The sequence below is a fragment of the Streptomyces sp. NPDC053541 genome (assembly GCF_044544705.1).
GTDB lineage: Bacteria > Actinomycetota > Actinomycetes > Streptomycetales > Streptomycetaceae > Streptomyces.
Genome location: NZ_JBITXM010000001.1, coordinates 32,786 through 49,851, shown reverse-complemented (window position 1 = coordinate 49,851; position 17,066 = coordinate 32,786). Strand labels below are relative to the sequence as shown.

Here is a 17,066-nt window from a genome sequence, read left to right as displayed (position 1 = left end):
CGGCTCCGGGCTCACGGCTCACGGCTCACGGCTCACGGCTCGACGACCGTCTCCTGCGCCGCCGCCGTCGTGCCCGCGATCAGCTCGGCGTCCACCGGCACGTTCCGCTTCACCAGGGCGAGGGCGATCGGGCCCAGCTCGTGGTGGCGGGCCGAGGTGGTCACGAAGCCCAGCTGGCGGCCCTCCGACCCGTCCGCGGCGAGGCGGACCGGGGTGCCGGGCCCGGGCAGCAGCACCTCGCTGCCGTCCAGGTGCAGGAAGACCAGCCGGCGCGGCGGCTTGCCCAGGTTCTGCACCCGGGCGACCGTCTCCTGGCCGCGGTAGCAGCCCTTCTGGAGGTGCACGGCGCTGCCGATCAGGCCGATCTCGTGCGGGATGGTCCGGTGGTCGGTCTCGAAGCCGAGCCGCGGCCGGTGCGCCTCGACCCGCAGCGCCTCGTAGGCGAGGATGCCGGCCGCCGGGCCGTGCGTGGCCGCGAAGGCCTCCAGGTCCGCGCGCGGCAGGAACAGGTCGCGGCCGTGCGCCGTCTCCCGTACGACCACGCCGTCCGGCACCTCGGCGATCGAACCGGCCGGGAGGTGGACGACGGCGAAGTCCTCGGTCCGGTCGGCGACCTCGACCCGGTAGAAGAACTTCATCGACTCCAGGTACGCGAGGAGCGCGTCCTGCGTGCCGGGCTCGACGTGCGCCCAGACCGTCTCGCCGTCGTCGACGAGGTACAGGGCGTGCTCGATGTGTCCGTTCGCGGACAGGATCAGCGCCTCGGTGGCCTGGCCCGCCGGCAGGTCGCTGACGTGCTGGGTGAGCAGCAGGTGCAGCCAGCTGAGCCGGTCGTCGCCGGTGACGGTGACGACACCGCGGTGGGAGAGGTCGACGAATCCGGTGCCGTCGGCGAGGGTCCGCTGCTCGCGGAACAGGTCGCCGTAGTGCGCGGCGACGCCTTCGTCACGGCCTTCGGCGGGAACGGCACCCGGCAGGGACAGCAGAGGGCTCTTCGACAGAGGGCTCTTCATGGGAAAAGCCTACGACTCCGCGGCACCGGCCTTGCGGGTGCAGTCGCGGCACCGGCCGAAGATCGCGAAGTGCTTCATGTCGGTCTCGAAGCCGAAGGTCTCGCGGAGCTTGCCGGTGAACTCGGCCGCCACCTCCACGTCCGCCTCGATGACCTCCGAGCAGTCCCGGCACACCAGGTGCAGGTGGTGGTGCCGGTCGGCCAGGTGGTAGGTGGGCGCGCCGTGGCCCAGATGGGCGTGGCTGACCAGGCCGAGCTCCTCCAGGAGCTCCAGGGTCCGGTAGACGGTGGAGATGTTCACCCCGGAGGCGGTCTTGCGGACCTCGACGAGGATGTCGTCCGGGGTCGCGTGCTCCAGGGCGTCCACGGCCTCCAGGACAAGCTGGCGCTGGGGCGTCAGCCGGTAGCCGCGCTGCCTCAGGTCGCTCTTCCAGTCGGTGCTCACCACGCCCCCAGTGTAGGAGGCGCGGCGAGCGACCCCGGGTGTCCTACTTGAAGAAGGCGATGCCGTCGTCCGGCATGTCGGGGAGGTTGCGCGCCATCTCGGCGACCTCCTCCGGCGTGACGACCTTCTTGAGCTGGGCCGACATGTAGGGGCGCAGCGGCACCTCGGGGGTGGCCTTCTCGCCGACCCACATCAGGTCGCCCTTCACGTAGCCGTAGAGGCGCTTGCCACCGCTGTACGGGCCGGAGGCCGCGGTGCGGGCGACGGCGTCGGTCGCGATGTCGATCTGCGGCTTCTGGTCGGCGAGCTCGCCGTACCAGACCTCGACGATGCCCTGGTCGCGGACCATGACGATCTCGACCTGGCGCTCCTTGTCGATGCGCCAGTAGCCGCTCTCGCTCTCCAGCGGGCGGACCTGCTTGCCCTCGGCGTCCAGCACCCAGGTCTGGGAGCGGTACTCGAGGAAGTCCCGGCCGTCGTGGCTGAAGGTCACGGTCTGGCCGAAGTTGCACTTCTCGGCGCCGGGGAAGTCGGAGACGCCCGCGCCCTCCCACGTGCCCAGCAGGAAGGCGAGGGGGACGAGGGACGGATTGAGGTCGGACGGGATCTGGATCATGAGCAGCTCAGGCGATCTCTGTGGTGGCGGCGGTCAGCGCTGGCCCTGGTACAGCTTCTTCACGGTGAGACCGGCGAAGGCCAGCACCGCGACGGCGACCAGCACGAGCAGGACTTCGAAAAAGACGATCACGTGGTGCTCCTCGGTGAGCGGTGAAGGCGGACGGGGCCGGCCCCCAGCTTAGTGGGCGGGGGCCGACCCCTCTCGGTGAGGTGGGCCTCAGCCCAGGAGCTGGTTCTGCAGGGTGACCGTCTGCTGGAACGGCACGGCCGCCGCCCCACCCTTGCGGGACTGCACGATCAGCGCGAGCGTGTCACCGGCCTGGATGTACGCCCAGCGGGTCTGCTCGGCGCCGTAGGGCTCCTTCTCGGCCATGGCGTACTGCGCGGTGTTCGCCACCCGGGCTTCGTTGCCGAGCGCCTCGGCGTCGAAGGACTGCATGCCCTCCAGGAGCGCGGTGGCCGGGGTACCCGCGTTCACCGCCTCGTCCTTGAAGTCCTCCGAGAACGCGACGGACTTGAAGCGCAGCAGGTAGACGGCGCTCTTGGTGCCGTCCGGCATCGTCCAGGAGCGTGCGGTGACGTGCCGCAGGGCGGAGTCCGCGATCGCCTGCTTCAGCTTCGGGCGGTCGGCCTTCGTGTAGAGGGAGACGTACTGGTCGACGCTCACCCACGCGCCGTCGAGCTTCGGGTCGACGGTCGCGCCGGCCGGCGCGGGCAGCAGCAGCCGGCGCAGGTCGGCGTGGTGGACCTCGCCCTCGTTGCCGACGGTGAAGGGGCGCGGGGACCCCTCGGGCAGCGGCGGCAGGCTGAGCTTCGGGTACGTCCAGCGGCCGTCGCTCGCGGTCGCGAGACCGGGCACGTCGGTGCGCTCCATCGAGGTGATCGCGGCGGCCGTCCCGGCCCCGAGCCCGCCGCACACGACGACGGCGGCCGCCCAGCGCAGCACGCCGGCCAGCACCCTGCGGGAGCGGGCCTTCGTCGCGGGAACGGCCTCGGGGGCCTGCGCCGCAGGGGCCTCAGCGGCTTCCGGAGTCGTCTCCGTGGTCTCCGTGGGGGTCTCCGGGGCGGTGGCGCCCGTCGGCTCGGTCACGGTCATACGTACTCCCCCGGGGACTTGATGTGGTCGAGCTGCTTCTTCACGAGCGCGGCGACGGCCGACTTGTCGAAGGGCCGGCTGCCGAAGGCGGTGACGCTCACCGAGTACTCGGAGTCGTAGGCGGAGCAGAGCATCCCGTCGAGGTTCTCCTCCGCGTCCCCGTCCTCGCCGTCGCCCTTGGGCTGCGGCATCAACCAGCAGCCGGCGTTCTTGTGGCCGTCGATCTTCGGTCCCTTGGGGAACTTCAGGAGGTCGGCGACCTCGCCGCGCATCGCGTACATCCGCTCGCCGAAGCGCTTGTCCTTCATCCGCACGACCTGCACCTCGACCACCAGGTCGGAGTCGTCGGAGACGAAGGAGCGCATCGCGATGCCCTGGATGCCGAGCTTCTCGATCCGCTTGTCGAAGTCGCGGCGCTTCTTGCCGGACAGGCCCTTGCCGCTCTGCTTGGCCAGGGCGACGGCGTCCTGGGCGCTGAGCTCGACGTCGTTGCCGTACTCCTCGATGTCGGGCCCGAGGGCGTACCCCAGGGGCACGGGCAGGAGGAGCTTGCTCAGCGGGGTCGAGGCGCGCCCGTCGGCGGCGTTCGCGGCCGGGTCCTTGGGCGGGGTCGGCGGCTCCTCCCAGGCGACGGTCGGCGCGTGGCGCTCGGCGCCCGCGACGGTGACGCCGGTGTAGGTCGCGCCGGCGCCGACGCCGAGGACGAGGACGCCGGTGAGGACGTACGGGAAGAGGCGGCGGCGCGCGCGGGGCGCGGCGGCCGCCGTTTCCTGGTTCTGGTGCAGGTCCACGGGCCCTGCCACGCGCTCTTCCGCGTGCTCTTCCACGTGCTCGCCCACGGTGGTGGTCTCCTCGCTCACAGGCGCCCCAGCTGCCGCTCGGCCAGCGAGGTGATCTCCTTCTGGCTGACCTTCTTGGTGTCCGTCACGAAGATCTGGACCATGACGTCGCCGCGGTGGAAGATCGCACGCGCCTCGTAGACGTCGAGGTAGCCCTCCTCCTTGTCCACCGGCAGGAGGTAGGTGCGGCCGTCGGTGCTGCCCTTGATGGGCTCGCCGTAGCCGGAGTCGTCCTCCTCGTACCCCCGCTGCTCGGCTGCGTGGTCGGCGGCCCCCAGGCGGTCGTTGGAGCGGAACTGCACCAGGTTGATCTCGACGGTCTTGTACTGGCCGACCCGCCAGGCGGTGCTGGCGACCCGGCGCACACCGTTGTCCAGGAGGTACTCGAAGGCACCGCTGGGCGAGGTGAAGGTGTTGCTGTACGAGGCGACGCTCCGCCAGCGGTCGTCCGGCGCGAAGGGCACGTCCTTCGCGCCGGCCGGCTTGGGCAGCAGCAGCTTGCGCAGGTCGCCCTCGGTCCTGAGCCCGCGGTCGTCGGCGGCCGCGAGGACGGCCGGCTCCTGGCCCTTGGCGGCGGGCTTCGCCGGGTAGGCCAGGTCGACCTGGTTGAGCGGCGGGAGTGAGGTGGGCTCGCGCTGCGCCTGGACGCCGTAGCCCACGGCGACGCCGCCGACGACGCCGAGCACGGCGGCGGCCGCGAGCAGGGCGAGGGTGCGCCGGCCGCGACGGCGGGCGGTGGGCGCGGGATCGGCCGGAACCGGCACGGACGGCGGTTCCGGCCGTGTGACGGCGGGGCCGGGAGCGGCTGCGGGCACGCCCTCCGGGGTGGTCTGAGCGGATTCCACCGCTTCTGAGGCTTCCAAAAGAGTCCCCCCACGAGACTAGAAGCGCGGATTCCGTTGACCGCGCGCCTAGCTGACACGCGAGGGGTGCGTGGGGTTGCCGGGAACCGCATTACAGTTCGGTATATGGCGAAGAAGCTCGTGATCAAGGTGACCGCCGGGGCGGACGCCCCCGAACGCTGCTCGCAGGCCTTCACCGTGGCCGCCGTCGCGGTCGCGAGCGGCGTCGAGGTCTCGCTGTGGCTGACCGGCGAGTCCTCCTGGTTCGCCCTTCCCGGCCGCGCGGCCGAGTTCGAGCTCCCGCACGCCGCGCCGCTGCCCGACCTGATCGACTCGATCCTGGCGGCCGGCCGCGTCACCCTCTGCACGCAGTGCGCCGCCCGCCGCGAGATCACCGAGGACGCCGTCCTGAAGGGCGTCCGCATCGCCGGCGCCCAGGTCTTCGTCCAGGAGGCCATGTCGGACGACACCCAGGCCCTGGTGTACTAGCTCGCACTGCTCGGCCCCGGGGGCCTCAGCGGCTTCGAGGCGCTGCGCCGTACTCCGTCCGCCGAGGCCGGCCGGCCGGGTTCACCGGTCCCGCTTGTCCTTGCCGTCCAGCTCGTCCCACCACTCGTCGGACTGCTTGTCGCCGCTGGGGTCGTCCCACCAGCGGTCCTCGGGGCCGCGCCGGTTCGCGACCATCGCGGCGAACGGCGGGATGACCATGGCGACCACGCACATGGCGATCGCGGCGGGCACGGAAAACAGCCGCACGACGGCCCAGGCGCCCACGAAAAGCACCAGGCAGACGCCCATCATCCAGAAGTAGACGCGCCGTCGCCGTGCGTACACACCTTCAGCGTACGACCGTCGGGCCGGGTTGAGGAATGACCGAAGGGCCGTGCCCCAAGTCCCGGAAAGCGTCCAACCCCCAGGAGGCACGGCCCTTCGGCCGGTCGGTGGTGTGAGGTCACACCGCGATGGCGACCTCGGCCAGGCCGCCCTGCTGGGCCACGACCTGGCGGTCGGCGGTGCCGCCGGGGACCAGGGCGCGGACGGTCCAGGTGCCCTCCGCCGCGTAGAAGCGGAACTGGCCGGTGGCGGAGGTGGGGACCTCGGCCGTGAACTCGCCGGTCGAGTCCAGGAGGCGGACGTAACCGGTGACGGGCTGGCCGTCCTTGGTCACGTAGCCCTGGATGGTGGTCTCACCGGGCTTGATGGTCGAGGGGTCGGGGCCGCCGGGCTGCGCTCCGCACATGTCAGGAATCCTTACGGTCGAAGAGGGGAGGTCTCGGGGTCTTACTTGTTGGCGCCGAGCTCGATCGGCACGCCGACGAGGGAGCCGTACTCGGTCCAGGAGCCGTCGTAGTTCTTGACGTTCTCGACACCGAGCAGCTCGTGCAGGACGAACCAGGTGAGCGCGGAGCGCTCGCCGATGCGGCAGTAGGCGATGGAGTCCTTCGCCAGGTCGACCTGCTCCTCGGCGTAGAGGGCCTTGAGCTCCTCGTCCGACTTGAAGGTGCCGTCGTCGTTGGCGTTCTTCGACCACGGGATGTTGCGGGCGCTCGGCACGTGGCCCGGGCGCTGCGACTGCTCCTGCGGGAGGTGGGCCGGCGCGAGGAGCTTGCCGGAGAACTCGTCGGGCGAGCGCACGTCGACGAGGTTCTGGGTGCCGATCGCGGCCACGACGTCGTCGCGGAAGGCACGGATGGAGGTGTCCTGCGGCTGGGCCTTGTAGTTCGTGGCCGGGCGGTTCGGGACCTCGGAGCCGTCGACCAGGTCGCGGGAGTCGAGCTCCCACTTCTTGCGGCCGCCGTCGAGGAGCTTCACGTCCTGGTGGCCGTAGAGCTTGAAGTACCAGTAGGCGTAGGACGCGAACCAGTTGTTGTTGCCGCCGTAGAGGACCACCGTCGTGTCGTTGGCGATGCCCTTGGCCGAGAGGAGCTTCTCGAAGCCCTCCTGGTCGACGAAGTCGCGGCGGACCGGGTCCTGGAGGTCCTTCGTCCAGTCGATCCGGATGGCGTTCTTGATGTGGTTCTTGTCGTAGGCGGACGTGTCCTCGTCCACCTCGACGATGGCGACCTGCGGGTTGTCGAGGTTGGCCTCGACCCAGTCGGCGTCGACCAGGACGTCGCTGCGAGCCATGCTGTTTCTCCTCCGGGGCAGTGTGCGGCGGTTCGTGCAGGGTGGTGCGGGTACGACACGTCGGCTCGCGGTGCGGACGACGGCGTACGGCTGCGCAGGGGCGGCCCCGACGTGGGGTCGTGGGGCCTGAGGGAATACGGGAGAACGTGCGTCCCGCTCAGACTGAGCGACAGAGCATGGCGGCGACGCGGCACAGGTCGACTGCCCGCCGCTTCGTGAGTTCCGCCTGTCGCTTCATGCCCTCGATCGTAGGGACGGACCGGCGGCCGTGTCACCGGCGTGTCGTATTTTGAGACACGATCGTCCGGGATGTGGGATACGAAAAGGGTACGGATCACCCCCGGACGCCTCCCGCACCGCCGCGCCCCTGCGCTTTCTGCGGATCGGACGTCACCGTCTCAACATGTGATCAGCGTGCGTTCCGATGGCCGGAAACCGGCCCGTCAGCCGGCCGCGAGCACCACGTCCCGGCCGGTCACCGTCACCACCAGGCCGTTCTCGCGGGCCTCGACCTTCGTCAGCCGCATGCCCTTCGGCAGGCCCTCGATGCGGCGGTCGAAGTCGGTCTTCGCCCGCACCGCGTCCTCCAGCATCGGGATGCCCTCGCCCGGCACCCGGTCGGCGCGCACCCGGATGGTGTCGCCGTTCACCAGGGTCACCGTCGACAGCACGCTGCGGGTCACCGTCCGCCCCAGGATCCGCACCCCGCCGGTCACCTTGAGCTTGCCGTCCCCGCCGTACGCCACCTGGGCCTCCCGGCCCGAGGCCGCCGCCAGGTCGGGGTAGGAGATCAGGGCGGTGCCGTCGGCGCTGCCCGCCCGCTCGATCGCGTAGTCCCCGGTCAGGGACACGTCGTGCAGCGTGGCGGTCATCTCGCCGATCCGCACCGGACGGCCGCCGGCCATCGCCTGCACGCCGGTGAAGCGCACCTCGACCTCGTCGAAGCTGCGCCCGGCGGCCTGGGTGAGGAACGGGAAGCCCTTGATGTCGACGTCCGTGGACTCCGGGCGCACCGCGCCGATCCGCACCCCGTCGGCAGCCTCCGACTCCGCGTAGGAGGCGGCGATCCGGTCGGCGCCGACCAGGAGCCCGCCGAGCACCACGGCCACGATCAGCACCATCCGCAGTGCCCGCATGCGTTCCAGCCCCCTGTACGTACAGAACCCTGATGAGCCGGTGAGCCCGCCCGAACGGACGAACGATCCCGGCCCCCCGACACAAGATCGACGTGTCGGGGGGCCGGTCGGTTCCCCGGAGCCCCGGGCTCCGGTGGGTGCGGGCGTCAGACGAGCGCCCTGCCGAGCAGATACACCGCGGGCACGGCGGCGGTCAGCGGGAGCGCCACACCGGCCGTCATGTGCACGAACCGCGAGGGGTAGTCGTAGCTGGCCACCCGCAGTCCGACCAGCGCGCAGACGCCGGCGCCCAGGCCGAGCAGCGCGCCGGCGCTGCCGAGCCCGGTCAGGCCGCCGGCCGCGATGCCGCCGCCCGCCGCCGCGAGCAGCGCGACGATCACGGAGGCCGGGCCGGGCAGCGGGAAGGCGCGGGCCAGGACGGTGGCGGCGACGGCGACCGCGCCGACGACCACCGCGTCGGGCTCGGCGCCGAGCTGTCCGGCGGCCAGGATCGCCAGGGCCGCCGAGGCGACCGTGGCCATCAGGCCGTACATCCGCTCGTCCGGATCGGCGTGGCTGCGCAACTGGAGCACGAGGGTGAGCAGCACCCAGACGCCGAGCGTGCCGATGACCGCGGCGGGCGCGTGCTCCCGGCCGGTGACCAGCAGCGCGGCGTCGGCGACGATCCCGCCGAGGAAGGCGAGCGCGATGCCCTGCCGGGCGGGCCACATGCCGTTGAGCCGGAACCAGCCGGCCGCGGTGAGGCCCTGGAGCAGCAGCAGCGGGACCAGCAGCGCGTACGGGCCGACGGCCGCGCCGACCGCGAGCAGCGCGCCGAGCGCGGCGGTGAGCGCGGCCGGCTGCATCCCGGGCTCGATGATCGGCGAGCGGCCCTCGGCGCGGGCCCGCTGCGCGTCGGTGATCCGGGCGTTCCCGGACAGGGTCGGCGGCGAGTAGGCGGGGCCGGGCTCCGGGGCCGGCGCCTCGGGTGCCGGGGCCGGGGCCTCGTAGGCCGCGGGCGGCTCGTACGACACCGGGGCCGGGGCCGCGCCCGAAGCCTGCGCCTGGTTCTCGTAGCCGTACGGCATCTCCGGGGGCAGCGGATGCCCGCCCGTCACGGGCTGCTGCCCGTACCCCTGCTGCCCGTACCCCTGCGGCGGCAGGTAGGCCGTGTCGTACGACACCGGCGCCTGCGGCCGGGCCGCCTGCGGCTGGACCACCGGCTGGTACTGCGTGTCCCAGGTCTGGCCCTCCCACGTCTGGGTGACGCCGGGGTCGTGGGCCTGACCCGGCTGCTGCCCGGCCTGCGGGAAGCCCTGGGGCCGGGGGTCGTACGGGTACTGCTGATCACTGCTCATGGTGTGCGGTTCACCCTCCTGCGAACGGGGGGAGCACCTCGACCGTGCCGCCCTCGGCCAGCCGTACGGTCTCATGCGGACGGGTCCCGACCGGGTCGCCGTCGATGAGGAACGAGCAGCGCTGGAGGACCCGGGTCAGCTCGCCGGGGTGCCGCCGGCGGGCGCCGTCGAGCGCCTCCGCGAGCGTCTCGGCGGCGTACGGCTCCTCGGCGACCCCCGCGGCCGCCTTCGCCGCGGCCCAGTAGCGGATGGTTCCCGCTGCCATAGCGGCACTCCCTTCGTTCGTGTGCGCGCCGCCCCCCATGATGGGCTATGGCCGGGCGAGCCAGTTCCCGAGGCGGTCGAGCAGCTCGTCGGCGGCGGCGTTCTCGGCGTGGCCCATGCCGTGTTCGAGCCACAGCTCGGCCGGGCCGCCGCCCGCCTCCGCCGCGGCCATCAGCATCCGCGGGTGGTCGACGGGGAAGTACGGGTCGCGGTCGCCGTGCACGACGAGCAGCGGGGCCGGCGTGATCAGCGGCACCGCCTCGAACGGCGCCAGCGGCACCGGGTCCCAGGGCCTGTGGTCGATCCGCGTCCCGAGGCCGTAGCGCCCGACGAGCCGGCCCACCGGCCGGGTGACCACCCAGTGCACCCGGCGCATCGACGGCGTCCCCCGGTAGTACCAGCGGGCCGGCGCGGAGACCGCCGCGACGGCGTCGGCCCGGGCGTCCGTCCCCTTCTCCAGGGCGGCGTGCCGCAGCACGATCGAGCCGCCCATGGAGAAGCCGACCGTCACCACGCGCGCGTGGCCGAGCTCGCGCGCCCAGCGGACGGCGGCGGACAGGTCCAGGACCTCGCGGTCGCCGACGGTGGAGAGCCCGCCGGAGCGCCCGTGGCCGCGGAAGGAGAACGTCACCACGTGCGCGTGGCGGCGGAACACCTGCGCGGCGCGCCGGACCGCGGGCCGGCCGGCCGAGCCGGTGAAACCGTGCGCGAGGACGACGGCCGTGCCGCTCGCGCTTCCGGCCGGATCGGTGACACTGGTGGCGGTGGACGGTTCGTACACCGCCTCGATCCGGACCCCGTCCTCGGTGCGGAGCCAGGCCCGCCGTGCCGCGCCGGGCGTGTCCGGGAGGGGGCCGGAAGTGATCGGGGAAACATCCACCATGTGAAATCAGCCCTCTGCCTCGGAACTCATGTCCGCTATTCTGCTTGCAGAGGATCCGGGCGACGCCGCCACCGGGTCCTTTTGTGTTTTCCGACCGTTGTTACGGACAGGTGAACAAAAGCTCTCGGGGCGCGAGGGCCGAGGAGGAACCGACGTCATGGACGATCGACCACGTACGAAGCACGACCGACCGCACAACCGACCGACGAACCCGGCAGGTGGGTCGCGATGAGTTCTCTGCTACTCCTCACCAACGCCCTGCAGCCCTCGACCGAGGTGCTGCCCGCCCTCGGCCTGCTGCTCCACAACGTGCGGGTGGCCCCCGCCGAGGGCCCGGCCCTGGTGGACACCCCCGGCGCGGACGTGATCCTCGTGGACGGGCGGCGCGACCTGCCGCAGGTGCGCTCGCTCTGTCAGCTGCTGCGTTCCACCGGCCCGGGCTGTCCGCTGATCCTGGTCGTCACGGAGGGCGGTCTCGCGGCCGTCACCGCCGACTGGGGCATCGACGACGTGCTGCTCGACACCGCGGGCCCCGCCGAGGTCGAGGCCCGGCTGCGGCTCGCCATGGGCCGGCAGCAGATCGGCGTGGACGACTCCCCCATGGAGATCCGCAACGGCGACCTGTCGGTCGACGAGGCCACGTACAGCGCCAAGCTGAAGGGCCGGGTCCTGGACCTGACCTTCAAGGAGTTCGAGCTGCTCAAGTACCTCGCCCAGCACCCGGGGCGGGTCTTCACCCGGGCGCAGCTCCTCCAGGAGGTGTGGGGGTACGACTACTTCGGCGGCACCCGAACGGTCGACGTGCACGTACGGCGGCTGCGGGCGAAGCTCGGCCCCGAGCACGAGTCGCTAATCGGCACCGTCCGCAACGTCGGCTACCGCTTCGTGACGCCCGAGAAGCCGGAGCGCGCGCCCGAGGAGACCCGGGCGCCGCAGGGTGGGCGCGCGGAGGCGCGCGTCAAGGCGGACACGCGGGAACTCACTCCGGTGGAGGACCGTTAACGTGGCGTATGCCACAGCGCGACCTGCCGGTAGCTAGGTCACCCCGCGTAGACTTCCGCGCGTGGCCAAGGTGACGCGGGATGACGTTGCGCGACTGGCGGGTACTTCCACCGCGGTCGTGAGTTACGTGATCAACAACGGACCCCGGCCGGTCGCCCCGGCCACGCGCGAGCGTGTCCTCGCCGCGATCAAGGAGCTGGGCTACCGGCCGGACCGGGTGGCCCAGGCCATGGCCTCGCGGCGCACCGACCTCATAGGCATGATCGTGCCGGACGCCCGGCAGCCGTTCTTCGCGGAGATGGCGCACGCGGTCGAGCAGGCCGCCGCCGAGCGCGGAAAGATGGTCCTGGTCGGCAACTCCGACTACCGCACCGAGCGCGAGATCCACTATCTGCGGGCCTTCCTCGGCATGCGCGTGTCCGGTCTGATCCTGGTCAGCCAGGGCATGAGCGAGCAGGCCGCGAGCGAGATCGAGGCCTGGGACGCGAAGGTCGTGCTGCTGCACGAGCGGCCCGAGGCGATCGACGACGTGGCCGTCGTCACCGACGACATCGGCGGCGCGCAGCTCGCCACCCGGCACCTCCTGGAGCACGGGCATCCGTACGTGGCGTGCCTGGGCGGCGTGCCCAACACCCCGGCCGTCGGCGACCCGGTCGCCGACCACGTCGAGGGCTGGCGGCGGGCCATGCTGGAGTCCGGGCGCTCCGTCGAGGGCCGGCTCTTCGAGGCCCCGTACAACCGCTACGACGCCTACAAGATCGCGCTGGAGATCCTGTCCGGACCCGAGCGCCCGCCGGCGATCTTCTGCTCGACCGACGACCAGGCCCTGGGCGTGCTGCGGGCCGCCCGCGAGCTGCGCATCGACGTGCCGACCGAGCTGGCGGTGGCCGGCTTCGACGACGTGAAGGAAGCGGCGCTCGCCGATCCGCCGCTGACCACGGTCTACTCGGACCGTCCGGCGATGGCCCGGGCGGCCGTCGACCTGGTGCTCGACGACTCGCTGCGGGTCGCGGGCTCGCGGCGCGAGCGGGTGAAGCAGTTCCCCTCGGCGCTGATCGTGCGCCGCTCCTGCGGCTGCGAGCACTGACCGGACCGGACGCACCGGCCCGCCCGCCGCAGCTTTATTTCGGGCATACAGGCTTCTGTCGGGCTTCTCACCCCGTCCTCAGACGCTTCTCATCTACGGCTCCGAGAGTCGTGGTCATGACGGACGACACCCAGCCCCAGCCGCAGCAGCCCCAGCAGCCGTACTACCCGCCGCGGCCCCCGTACGAGCCGGCGCGGCCGTACCAGCCGGAGCCCGGCACCACCGTCTGGCCCGCGGGCCCCGGACCCACCGCGACCGTGCCGCCGCCCCCGGCCGCACCGGCGGCCTTCGCCACCGCCCCCTCCGGCCCCGCGCCGCACCGGCGGGCCCGGCGCGGGGTCGGGCTGATGGCGGCCGTGGCAATCGCCGCGGCGGCGGTCGGCGGCGGCACCGCGACCCTCGTCGAGCGCTGGACGGACGGCGGGTCCCCGACCGCGGCCGGCCCGGTCCCCGGCACCAACGTCTCGGCGAGCAGCCTCGGCACCGTCGCCGGGGTCGCCCAGGCGGTCTCCCCGTCCATCGTGGAGATCTCCGCGAGCTCGACCTCCGGCAAGTCGACCGGTTCGGGCGTGATCGTCACCTCCGACGGCGAGGTCGTCACCAACAACCACGTGATCTCCGGCGCCTCGCAGATCAGCGTGCGGCTCAGCGACGGCAAGACGTACGAGGCCGAGGTCGTCGGCACCGACCCCGACAAGGACCTCGCGCTGATCAAGCTGAAGGGCGCCTCCGGACTGAAGGCCGCCACCCTCGGCGACTCCTCCAAGGTGCGGGTCGGCGACCAGGTCGTGGCCATCGGCTCCCCCGAAGGCCTGACCGGCACCGTCACCAGCGGCATCGTCTCCGCCCTCGACCGCGACGTGACCGTCGCCAGGGAGGACGGCGGCCAGGACCAGGGCCAGGACCAGGGGCAGCAGTGGGACCCGCGCCAGGGCTGGCCGTTCGAGTTCGGCGGACAGCAGTTCAACGGCGACACCGGCTCCTCGAAGACCACGTACAAGGCGATCCAGACCGACGCCTCGCTCAATCCCGGGAATTCCGGCGGCGCGCTGATCAATATGAACGGCGAGATCATCGGAATCAATTCCGCCATGTACTCGCCGAGTTCCGCGAACGGCTCCACGGCCGGCAGCGTCGGCCTCGGATTCGCGATCCCGGTGAACACCCTGAAGGCCGACCTGGACTCGCTGCGATCGGGCGGCCGGAGCTGAACGCATGGGACGCTGGCCCCATGAGCAGCGGCCAGCCGAACACACCCGAGCGCATCCTCGTCGTCGACGACGAGCCCGCCGTCCGCGAGGCCCTGCGGCGCAGCCTCGCCTTCGAGGGGTACGGCACGGAGGACGCCGTCGACGGGCTCGACGCGCTCGCCAAACTGGAGTCGTACGCCCCCGACCTCGTCGTCCTCGACGTGCAGATGCCCCGCATGGACGGGCTGACCGCCGCCCGCCGGATCCGGGCCTCGGGATCGACCGTGCCGATCCTGATGCTCACCGCCCGCGACACCGTCGGCGACCGGGTCACCGGCCTCGACGCGGGCGCCGACGACTACCTCGTGAAGCCCTTCGAGCTGGACGAGCTCTTCGCCCGGATCCGCGCCCTGCTGCGGCGCAGCTCGTACGCCGCCCAGCAGGCGCCGGCCGCCGTGACCGAGGACGCCCTCGCCTTCGAGGACCTGCGGATGGACCTGGCCACCCGCGAGGTGACCCGGGGCGGGCGGCCGGTGGAGCTGACCCGTACCGAGTTCACCCTCCTGGAGATGTTCCTGGCGCACCCGCGGCAGGTGCTCACCCGCGAGCAGATCCTCAAGACCGTGTGGGGCTTCGACTTCGAGCCCAGCTCCAACTCCCTGGACGTGTACGTGATGTACCTGCGGCGCAAGACCGAGGCGGGCGGCGAGCCGCGGCTCGTGCACACCGTGCGGGGCGTCGGCTACGTCCTGCGCGGCGGAGGCACCGAATGAGCGGTCCCCTCGCCTGGTTCCGGGCCCGGCCGCTGCGCTCCCGGCTCGCGCTGCTCACCGCCTTCGCGGTGGCGGTCGCGGTCGCCGCGGTGTCACTGGCCTGCTGGTTCGTGACCCGCGCGCAGCTGGAGAGCGAGCTGGACTCGGGGCTGCGCGGGACCAAGGTGGACGGCGACTACCTGACGATGGTGCTCGCCGGCTGCCGGACCGGGCACCAGGCGCCGCCGCTCGCGCAGTACACGGTGCAGGTGATCCTCGCCGACGGCACCGTGTGCACCTCGGGCCAGGCGGCGATCCCGGCGCGGCCCTCGGACGTGGCGGTGGCGCGCCGGCTGGTCGACGACGCCCTGCACACGACGAAGGACGGCGACGGGCGCGAGATGCGCGTCTACACCTACCCGGACCCGGAGCGGCCCGGCATGGCGGTGTCGCTGGCCCGGCCGCTGTCCGAGATCGACAACTCGATGTCCACGCTGGCCTGGGTGCTGCTGCTGGTCTCCGGGATCGGCGTGGTGGGCGCGGGCGCGGCCGGGCTGTGGGTGGCGCGGACCGGGCTCGCGCCGGTGGACCGGCTGACCGGGGCGGTCGAGCACGTGGCGGCGACCGAGGACCTGACGGTGCGGATCCCGGTGGAGGGCGAGGACGAGATCGCCCGGCTGTCCCGCTCGTTCAACGCGATGACGGCCGCGCTCGCGACCTCCCGGGACCGGCAGGCACAGCTGATCGCGGACGCGGGGCACGAGCTGCGCACCCCGCTGACCTCGCTGCGGACGAACGTGGAGCTGCTCGCGCGCAGCGAGGAGACCGGGCGCGCGCTGCCGCCGGACGACCGGCGGGCCCTGATGGCCTCGGTGAAGGCGCAGATGACGGAGCTGGCGGCACTGATCGGCGACCTCCAGGAGCTGTCCCGGCCGGAGGCGGCGGCGCTGGGTCCGCTGGAGGTGGTGCCGCTGCACACGGTGCTGCGCGCGGCGCTCGACCGGGCCCGGCTGCGCGGTCCGGAGCTGCGCTTCGAGACGGACCTGGCGCCCTGGTACGTACGGGCGGAGCCGGCGGCCCTGGAGCGCGCGCTGGTGAACGTGCTGGACAACGCGGTGAAGTTCTCGCCGCCGCGCGGCACCGTCGAGGTGCGGCTGATGCGCGGCGAGCTGACCGTGCGGGACCACGGGCCGGGCATTCCGGCGGACGAGCTGCCGCACGTCTTCGACCGCTTCTGGCGCTCGCCGTCGGCGCGCAGCCTGCCGGGCTCGGGCCTCGGGCTGTCCATCGTGGCCCGTACGGTGGGGCAGGCGGGCGGCACGGTCGCGCTGGCGCCGGCGCCCGACGGGCGCGGCGGGACGGTGGCGACGGTGCGGCTGCCGGGGGCGCCGACACCGCCGCCGGGCGGGGCGGACGGGTCAGTTGTGGCGGATGAGGGACTCGACGAGTCCTGAGCGGGTGTTGGGGAAGTCCATGGGGACGATCCCGAGGCCCTTCCAGGCGGCGCCCTCGCCGTCGATCAGGGAGTGGACCTGGGGGTTGAGGCGGTCGGCGTTCCAGCGGGGCGGGAGTCCGGCGGCGGTCGAGACGAAGTTGACGTAGAAGGGGCCGGGCCGGGCGGCCGCCTCGCGGAACTGGTCGCGGATCTTCGGCCACTTGGCGAACGGCTCGGCCTGGTAGTCGTCCTGGACGTCGAAGTACCGCCCGTCGGCCCAGCGCAGCCCGGGCAGGCCCGCGTTGTCGGCGAGCAGCACGACCCGGCCGCGGGACTCGCCGAGGGTGGGCACGCCGTCGCCGATGCGGAAGAGCGGGCGCCAGCCGCGCCGGTCGAGGTAGTCGTCGAAGATCGCGCGGAAGGTGGCGTCGGAGTCGGTCGAGTACTCCTGCTTGACCCGCATCAGGACGGTCTCGGAGGGGTGTGCGGCGAGGAAGTCCCAGCAGGCCGCGAGCACGTCGCCGAACATCAGGTTCTGGTAGAAGGAGCCGTGGTGGATGGCGAAGGAGCCGCCGGTGACCCGGCAGCGGATGTCCAGGAAGCGGATCCCGCTGTCCAGCTGCTGGGCGATGGTGGTGTTCTGGCACTCGGTCCACAGCCCGCCGTAACGGGCACCGGAGTCGTGCGTTCCGGGGATCGTGAGCTTCTGGAGCGGGGTGGGGTCGCCGTGCGCGGCCATCCAGTCCTGCGTCCCGAGGGCGGTGGCCGCCCGGGCGGAGGGGGCGCCCGCGAGGAGCGCGGCACCGGCCGCGGCGGCGCCCGCGAGAAAGCGTCGTCGGTCCATGCCCGGAGTATGACGCGTACGCGACAAGAACGGCCAGGGGTGTGCGGGCGCGACGTGGTACGGCCCGGAGGCGTGCGGCGCCGGAGTGGTACGGCCAGGAGTCGTACGCGAAAGGGGCGGCGGACCGGTCGTACCGGCCGCCGCCCCTTCGCTCGAA

21 protein-coding genes are annotated in these 17,066 nt (G+C 72.6%); 6 read left to right on the top strand and 15 right to left on the bottom strand.

Annotated elements, in window-relative coordinates:
- Positions 1–32 precede the first annotated feature (32 nt).
- From ACIGW2_RS00265 to ACIGW2_RS00240, 6 genes are all read right to left on the bottom strand, one after another.
- A complete protein-coding gene (locus ACIGW2_RS00265) occupies positions 33–1,013 on the bottom strand; it encodes a YgfZ/GcvT domain-containing protein (protein WP_391652889.1) in 981 nt (326 codons plus the stop codon).
- A 9-nt stretch (positions 1,014–1,022) separates the two neighbouring features.
- Positions 1,023–1,460 carry a transcriptional repressor gene (locus ACIGW2_RS00260; protein ID WP_361587507.1) on the bottom strand — a complete coding sequence of 146 codons (438 nt, stop codon included), beginning with the start codon at positions 1,458–1,460 and terminating at the stop codon, positions 1,023–1,025.
- A gap of 40 nt (positions 1,461–1,500) precedes the next feature.
- Positions 1,501–2,073 (bottom strand): FABP family protein, encoded by a 573-nt coding sequence (locus ACIGW2_RS00255; RefSeq protein WP_361587509.1) that lies wholly within the window; start codon positions 2,071–2,073, stop codon positions 1,501–1,503.
- 219 nt (positions 2,074–2,292) lie between these two features.
- Complete coding sequence (locus tag ACIGW2_RS00250) at positions 2,293–3,171, bottom strand: hypothetical protein (protein ID WP_399840363.1); 879 nt, start codon at positions 3,169–3,171, stop codon at positions 2,293–2,295.
- Positions 3,168–4,031: a hypothetical protein gene (locus tag ACIGW2_RS00245; protein WP_399840361.1), complete on the bottom strand. Its 864-nt coding sequence runs from the start codon at positions 4,029–4,031 to the stop codon at positions 3,168–3,170. The genes ACIGW2_RS00250 and ACIGW2_RS00245 overlap by 4 nt, the downstream gene beginning before the upstream one ends.
- Complete coding sequence (locus tag ACIGW2_RS00240; protein ID WP_399840359.1) at positions 4,028–4,855, bottom strand: hypothetical protein; 828 nt, start codon at positions 4,853–4,855, stop codon at positions 4,028–4,030. The genes ACIGW2_RS00245 and ACIGW2_RS00240 overlap by 4 nt, the downstream gene beginning before the upstream one ends.
- Before the next feature lie 123 nt (positions 4,856–4,978).
- Here ACIGW2_RS00240 and ACIGW2_RS00235 point away from each other — a divergent pair, with 123 nt between their 5' ends.
- A complete protein-coding gene (locus ACIGW2_RS00235; protein ID WP_361587515.1) occupies positions 4,979–5,341 on the top strand; it encodes a DsrE family protein in 363 nt (120 codons plus the stop codon).
- Between the two features lie 81 nt (positions 5,342–5,422).
- Here ACIGW2_RS00235 and ACIGW2_RS00230 read toward each other — a convergent pair whose 3' ends face one another.
- From ACIGW2_RS00230 to ACIGW2_RS00195, 8 genes are all read right to left on the bottom strand, one after another.
- Positions 5,423–5,776 (bottom strand): DUF3099 domain-containing protein, encoded by a 354-nt coding sequence (locus ACIGW2_RS00230; protein WP_391652894.1) that lies wholly within the window; start codon positions 5,774–5,776, stop codon positions 5,423–5,425.
- A gap of 28 nt (positions 5,777–5,804) precedes the next feature.
- Complete coding sequence (locus ACIGW2_RS00225) at positions 5,805–6,092, bottom strand: DUF1416 domain-containing protein (protein ID WP_361587524.1); 288 nt, start codon at positions 6,090–6,092, stop codon at positions 5,805–5,807.
- Positions 6,093–6,133: 41 nt separating this feature from the next.
- Positions 6,134–6,979: a sulfurtransferase gene (locus ACIGW2_RS00220; RefSeq protein WP_356061610.1), complete on the bottom strand. Its 846-nt coding sequence runs from the start codon at positions 6,977–6,979 to the stop codon at positions 6,134–6,136.
- A gap of 157 nt (positions 6,980–7,136) precedes the next feature.
- On the bottom strand, positions 7,137–7,217 hold the full coding sequence (locus ACIGW2_RS00215; protein ID WP_352021666.1) for an Ms5788A family Cys-rich leader peptide: 81 nt from the start codon (positions 7,215–7,217) through the stop codon (positions 7,137–7,139).
- A gap of 205 nt (positions 7,218–7,422) precedes the next feature.
- Entirely contained in the window at positions 7,423–8,115 is a 693-nt protein-coding gene (locus ACIGW2_RS00210) for a DUF2993 domain-containing protein (protein ID WP_399840356.1), read from the bottom strand.
- Positions 8,116–8,261: 146 nt separating this feature from the next.
- The gene (locus tag ACIGW2_RS00205) at positions 8,262–9,452 is read right to left on the bottom strand and encodes a hypothetical protein (protein ID WP_399840355.1); all 1,191 of its coding nucleotides are present in this window, start codon (positions 9,450–9,452) and stop codon (positions 8,262–8,264) included.
- A 10-nt stretch (positions 9,453–9,462) separates the two neighbouring features.
- Positions 9,463–9,717 (bottom strand): MoaD/ThiS family protein, encoded by a 255-nt coding sequence (locus tag ACIGW2_RS00200; protein WP_356061619.1) that lies wholly within the window; start codon positions 9,715–9,717, stop codon positions 9,463–9,465.
- Between the two features lie 45 nt (positions 9,718–9,762).
- Positions 9,763–10,599, bottom strand: coding sequence for an alpha/beta hydrolase family protein (locus tag ACIGW2_RS00195; RefSeq protein WP_399840353.1), 837 nt, complete (start codon positions 10,597–10,599; stop codon positions 9,763–9,765).
- Between the two features lie 228 nt (positions 10,600–10,827).
- Between ACIGW2_RS00195 and ACIGW2_RS00190 the strand changes: the two genes are divergently transcribed.
- From ACIGW2_RS00190 to ACIGW2_RS00170, 5 genes are all read left to right on the top strand, one after another.
- Positions 10,828–11,601 (top strand): response regulator transcription factor, encoded by a 774-nt coding sequence (locus tag ACIGW2_RS00190; RefSeq protein ID WP_361587532.1) that lies wholly within the window; start codon positions 10,828–10,830, stop codon positions 11,599–11,601.
- A gap of 61 nt (positions 11,602–11,662) precedes the next feature.
- Entirely contained in the window at positions 11,663–12,688 is a 1,026-nt protein-coding gene (locus ACIGW2_RS00185; protein ID WP_356061624.1) for a LacI family DNA-binding transcriptional regulator, read from the top strand.
- Between the two features lie 116 nt (positions 12,689–12,804).
- Positions 12,805–13,899, top strand: a complete 1,095-nt coding sequence (locus ACIGW2_RS00180) for a S1C family serine protease (RefSeq protein WP_399840351.1) — start codon at positions 12,805–12,807, stop codon at positions 13,897–13,899.
- Between the two features lie 20 nt (positions 13,900–13,919).
- The gene (locus ACIGW2_RS00175) at positions 13,920–14,651 is read left to right on the top strand and encodes a response regulator transcription factor (protein ID WP_361587536.1); all 732 of its coding nucleotides are present in this window, start codon (positions 13,920–13,922) and stop codon (positions 14,649–14,651) included.
- Positions 14,648–16,084, top strand: coding sequence for an ATP-binding protein (locus ACIGW2_RS00170; RefSeq protein ID WP_391652901.1), 1,437 nt, complete (start codon positions 14,648–14,650; stop codon positions 16,082–16,084). Before ACIGW2_RS00175 ends, ACIGW2_RS00170 begins: the two co-directional genes overlap by 4 nt.
- Here ACIGW2_RS00170 and ACIGW2_RS00165 read toward each other — a convergent pair.
- Entirely contained in the window at positions 16,049–16,909 is an 861-nt protein-coding gene (locus ACIGW2_RS00165) for a phosphatidylinositol-specific phospholipase C (RefSeq protein WP_399840349.1), read from the bottom strand. The two genes, ACIGW2_RS00170 and ACIGW2_RS00165, sit on opposite strands and share 36 nt — an antisense overlap.
- Positions 16,910–17,066 lie beyond the last annotated feature (157 nt).

Coding starts and splice junctions, on each gene's coding strand:
- ACIGW2_RS00265 (WP_391652889.1), bottom strand. CDS start 1,013: ATGAAGAGCCCTCTGTCGAAGAGCCCTCTGCTGTCCCTGCCGGGTGCC.
- ACIGW2_RS00255 (WP_361587509.1), bottom strand. CDS start 2,073: ATGATCCAGATCCCGTCCGACCTCAATCCGTCCCTCGTCCCCCTCGCC.
- ACIGW2_RS00250 (WP_399840363.1), bottom strand. CDS start 3,171: ATGACCGTGACCGAGCCGACGGGCGCCACCGCCCCGGAGACCCCCACG.
- ACIGW2_RS00235 (WP_361587515.1), top strand. CDS start 4,979: ATGGCGAAGAAGCTCGTGATCAAGGTGACCGCCGGGGCGGACGCCCCC.
- ACIGW2_RS00225 (WP_361587524.1), bottom strand. CDS start 6,092: ATGTGCGGAGCGCAGCCCGGCGGCCCCGACCCCTCGACCATCAAGCCC.
- ACIGW2_RS00220 (WP_356061610.1), bottom strand. CDS start 6,979: ATGGCTCGCAGCGACGTCCTGGTCGACGCCGACTGGGTCGAGGCCAAC.
- ACIGW2_RS00215 (WP_352021666.1), bottom strand. CDS start 7,217: ATGAAGCGACAGGCGGAACTCACGAAGCGGCGGGCAGTCGACCTGTGC.
- ACIGW2_RS00210 (WP_399840356.1), bottom strand. CDS start 8,115: ATGCGGGCACTGCGGATGGTGCTGATCGTGGCCGTGGTGCTCGGCGGG.
- ACIGW2_RS00205 (WP_399840355.1), bottom strand. CDS start 9,452: ATGAGCAGTGATCAGCAGTACCCGTACGACCCCCGGCCCCAGGGCTTC.
- ACIGW2_RS00200 (WP_356061619.1), bottom strand. CDS start 9,717: ATGGCAGCGGGAACCATCCGCTACTGGGCCGCGGCGAAGGCGGCCGCG.
- ACIGW2_RS00195 (WP_399840353.1), bottom strand. CDS start 10,599: ATGGTGGATGTTTCCCCGATCACTTCCGGCCCCCTCCCGGACACGCCC.
- ACIGW2_RS00190 (WP_361587532.1), top strand. CDS start 10,828: ATGAGTTCTCTGCTACTCCTCACCAACGCCCTGCAGCCCTCGACCGAG.
- ACIGW2_RS00180 (WP_399840351.1), top strand. CDS start 12,805: ATGACGGACGACACCCAGCCCCAGCCGCAGCAGCCCCAGCAGCCGTAC.
- ACIGW2_RS00175 (WP_361587536.1), top strand. CDS start 13,920: ATGAGCAGCGGCCAGCCGAACACACCCGAGCGCATCCTCGTCGTCGAC.
- ACIGW2_RS00170 (WP_391652901.1), top strand. CDS start 14,648: ATGAGCGGTCCCCTCGCCTGGTTCCGGGCCCGGCCGCTGCGCTCCCGG.
- ACIGW2_RS00165 (WP_399840349.1), bottom strand. CDS start 16,909: ATGGACCGACGACGCTTTCTCGCGGGCGCCGCCGCGGCCGGTGCCGCG.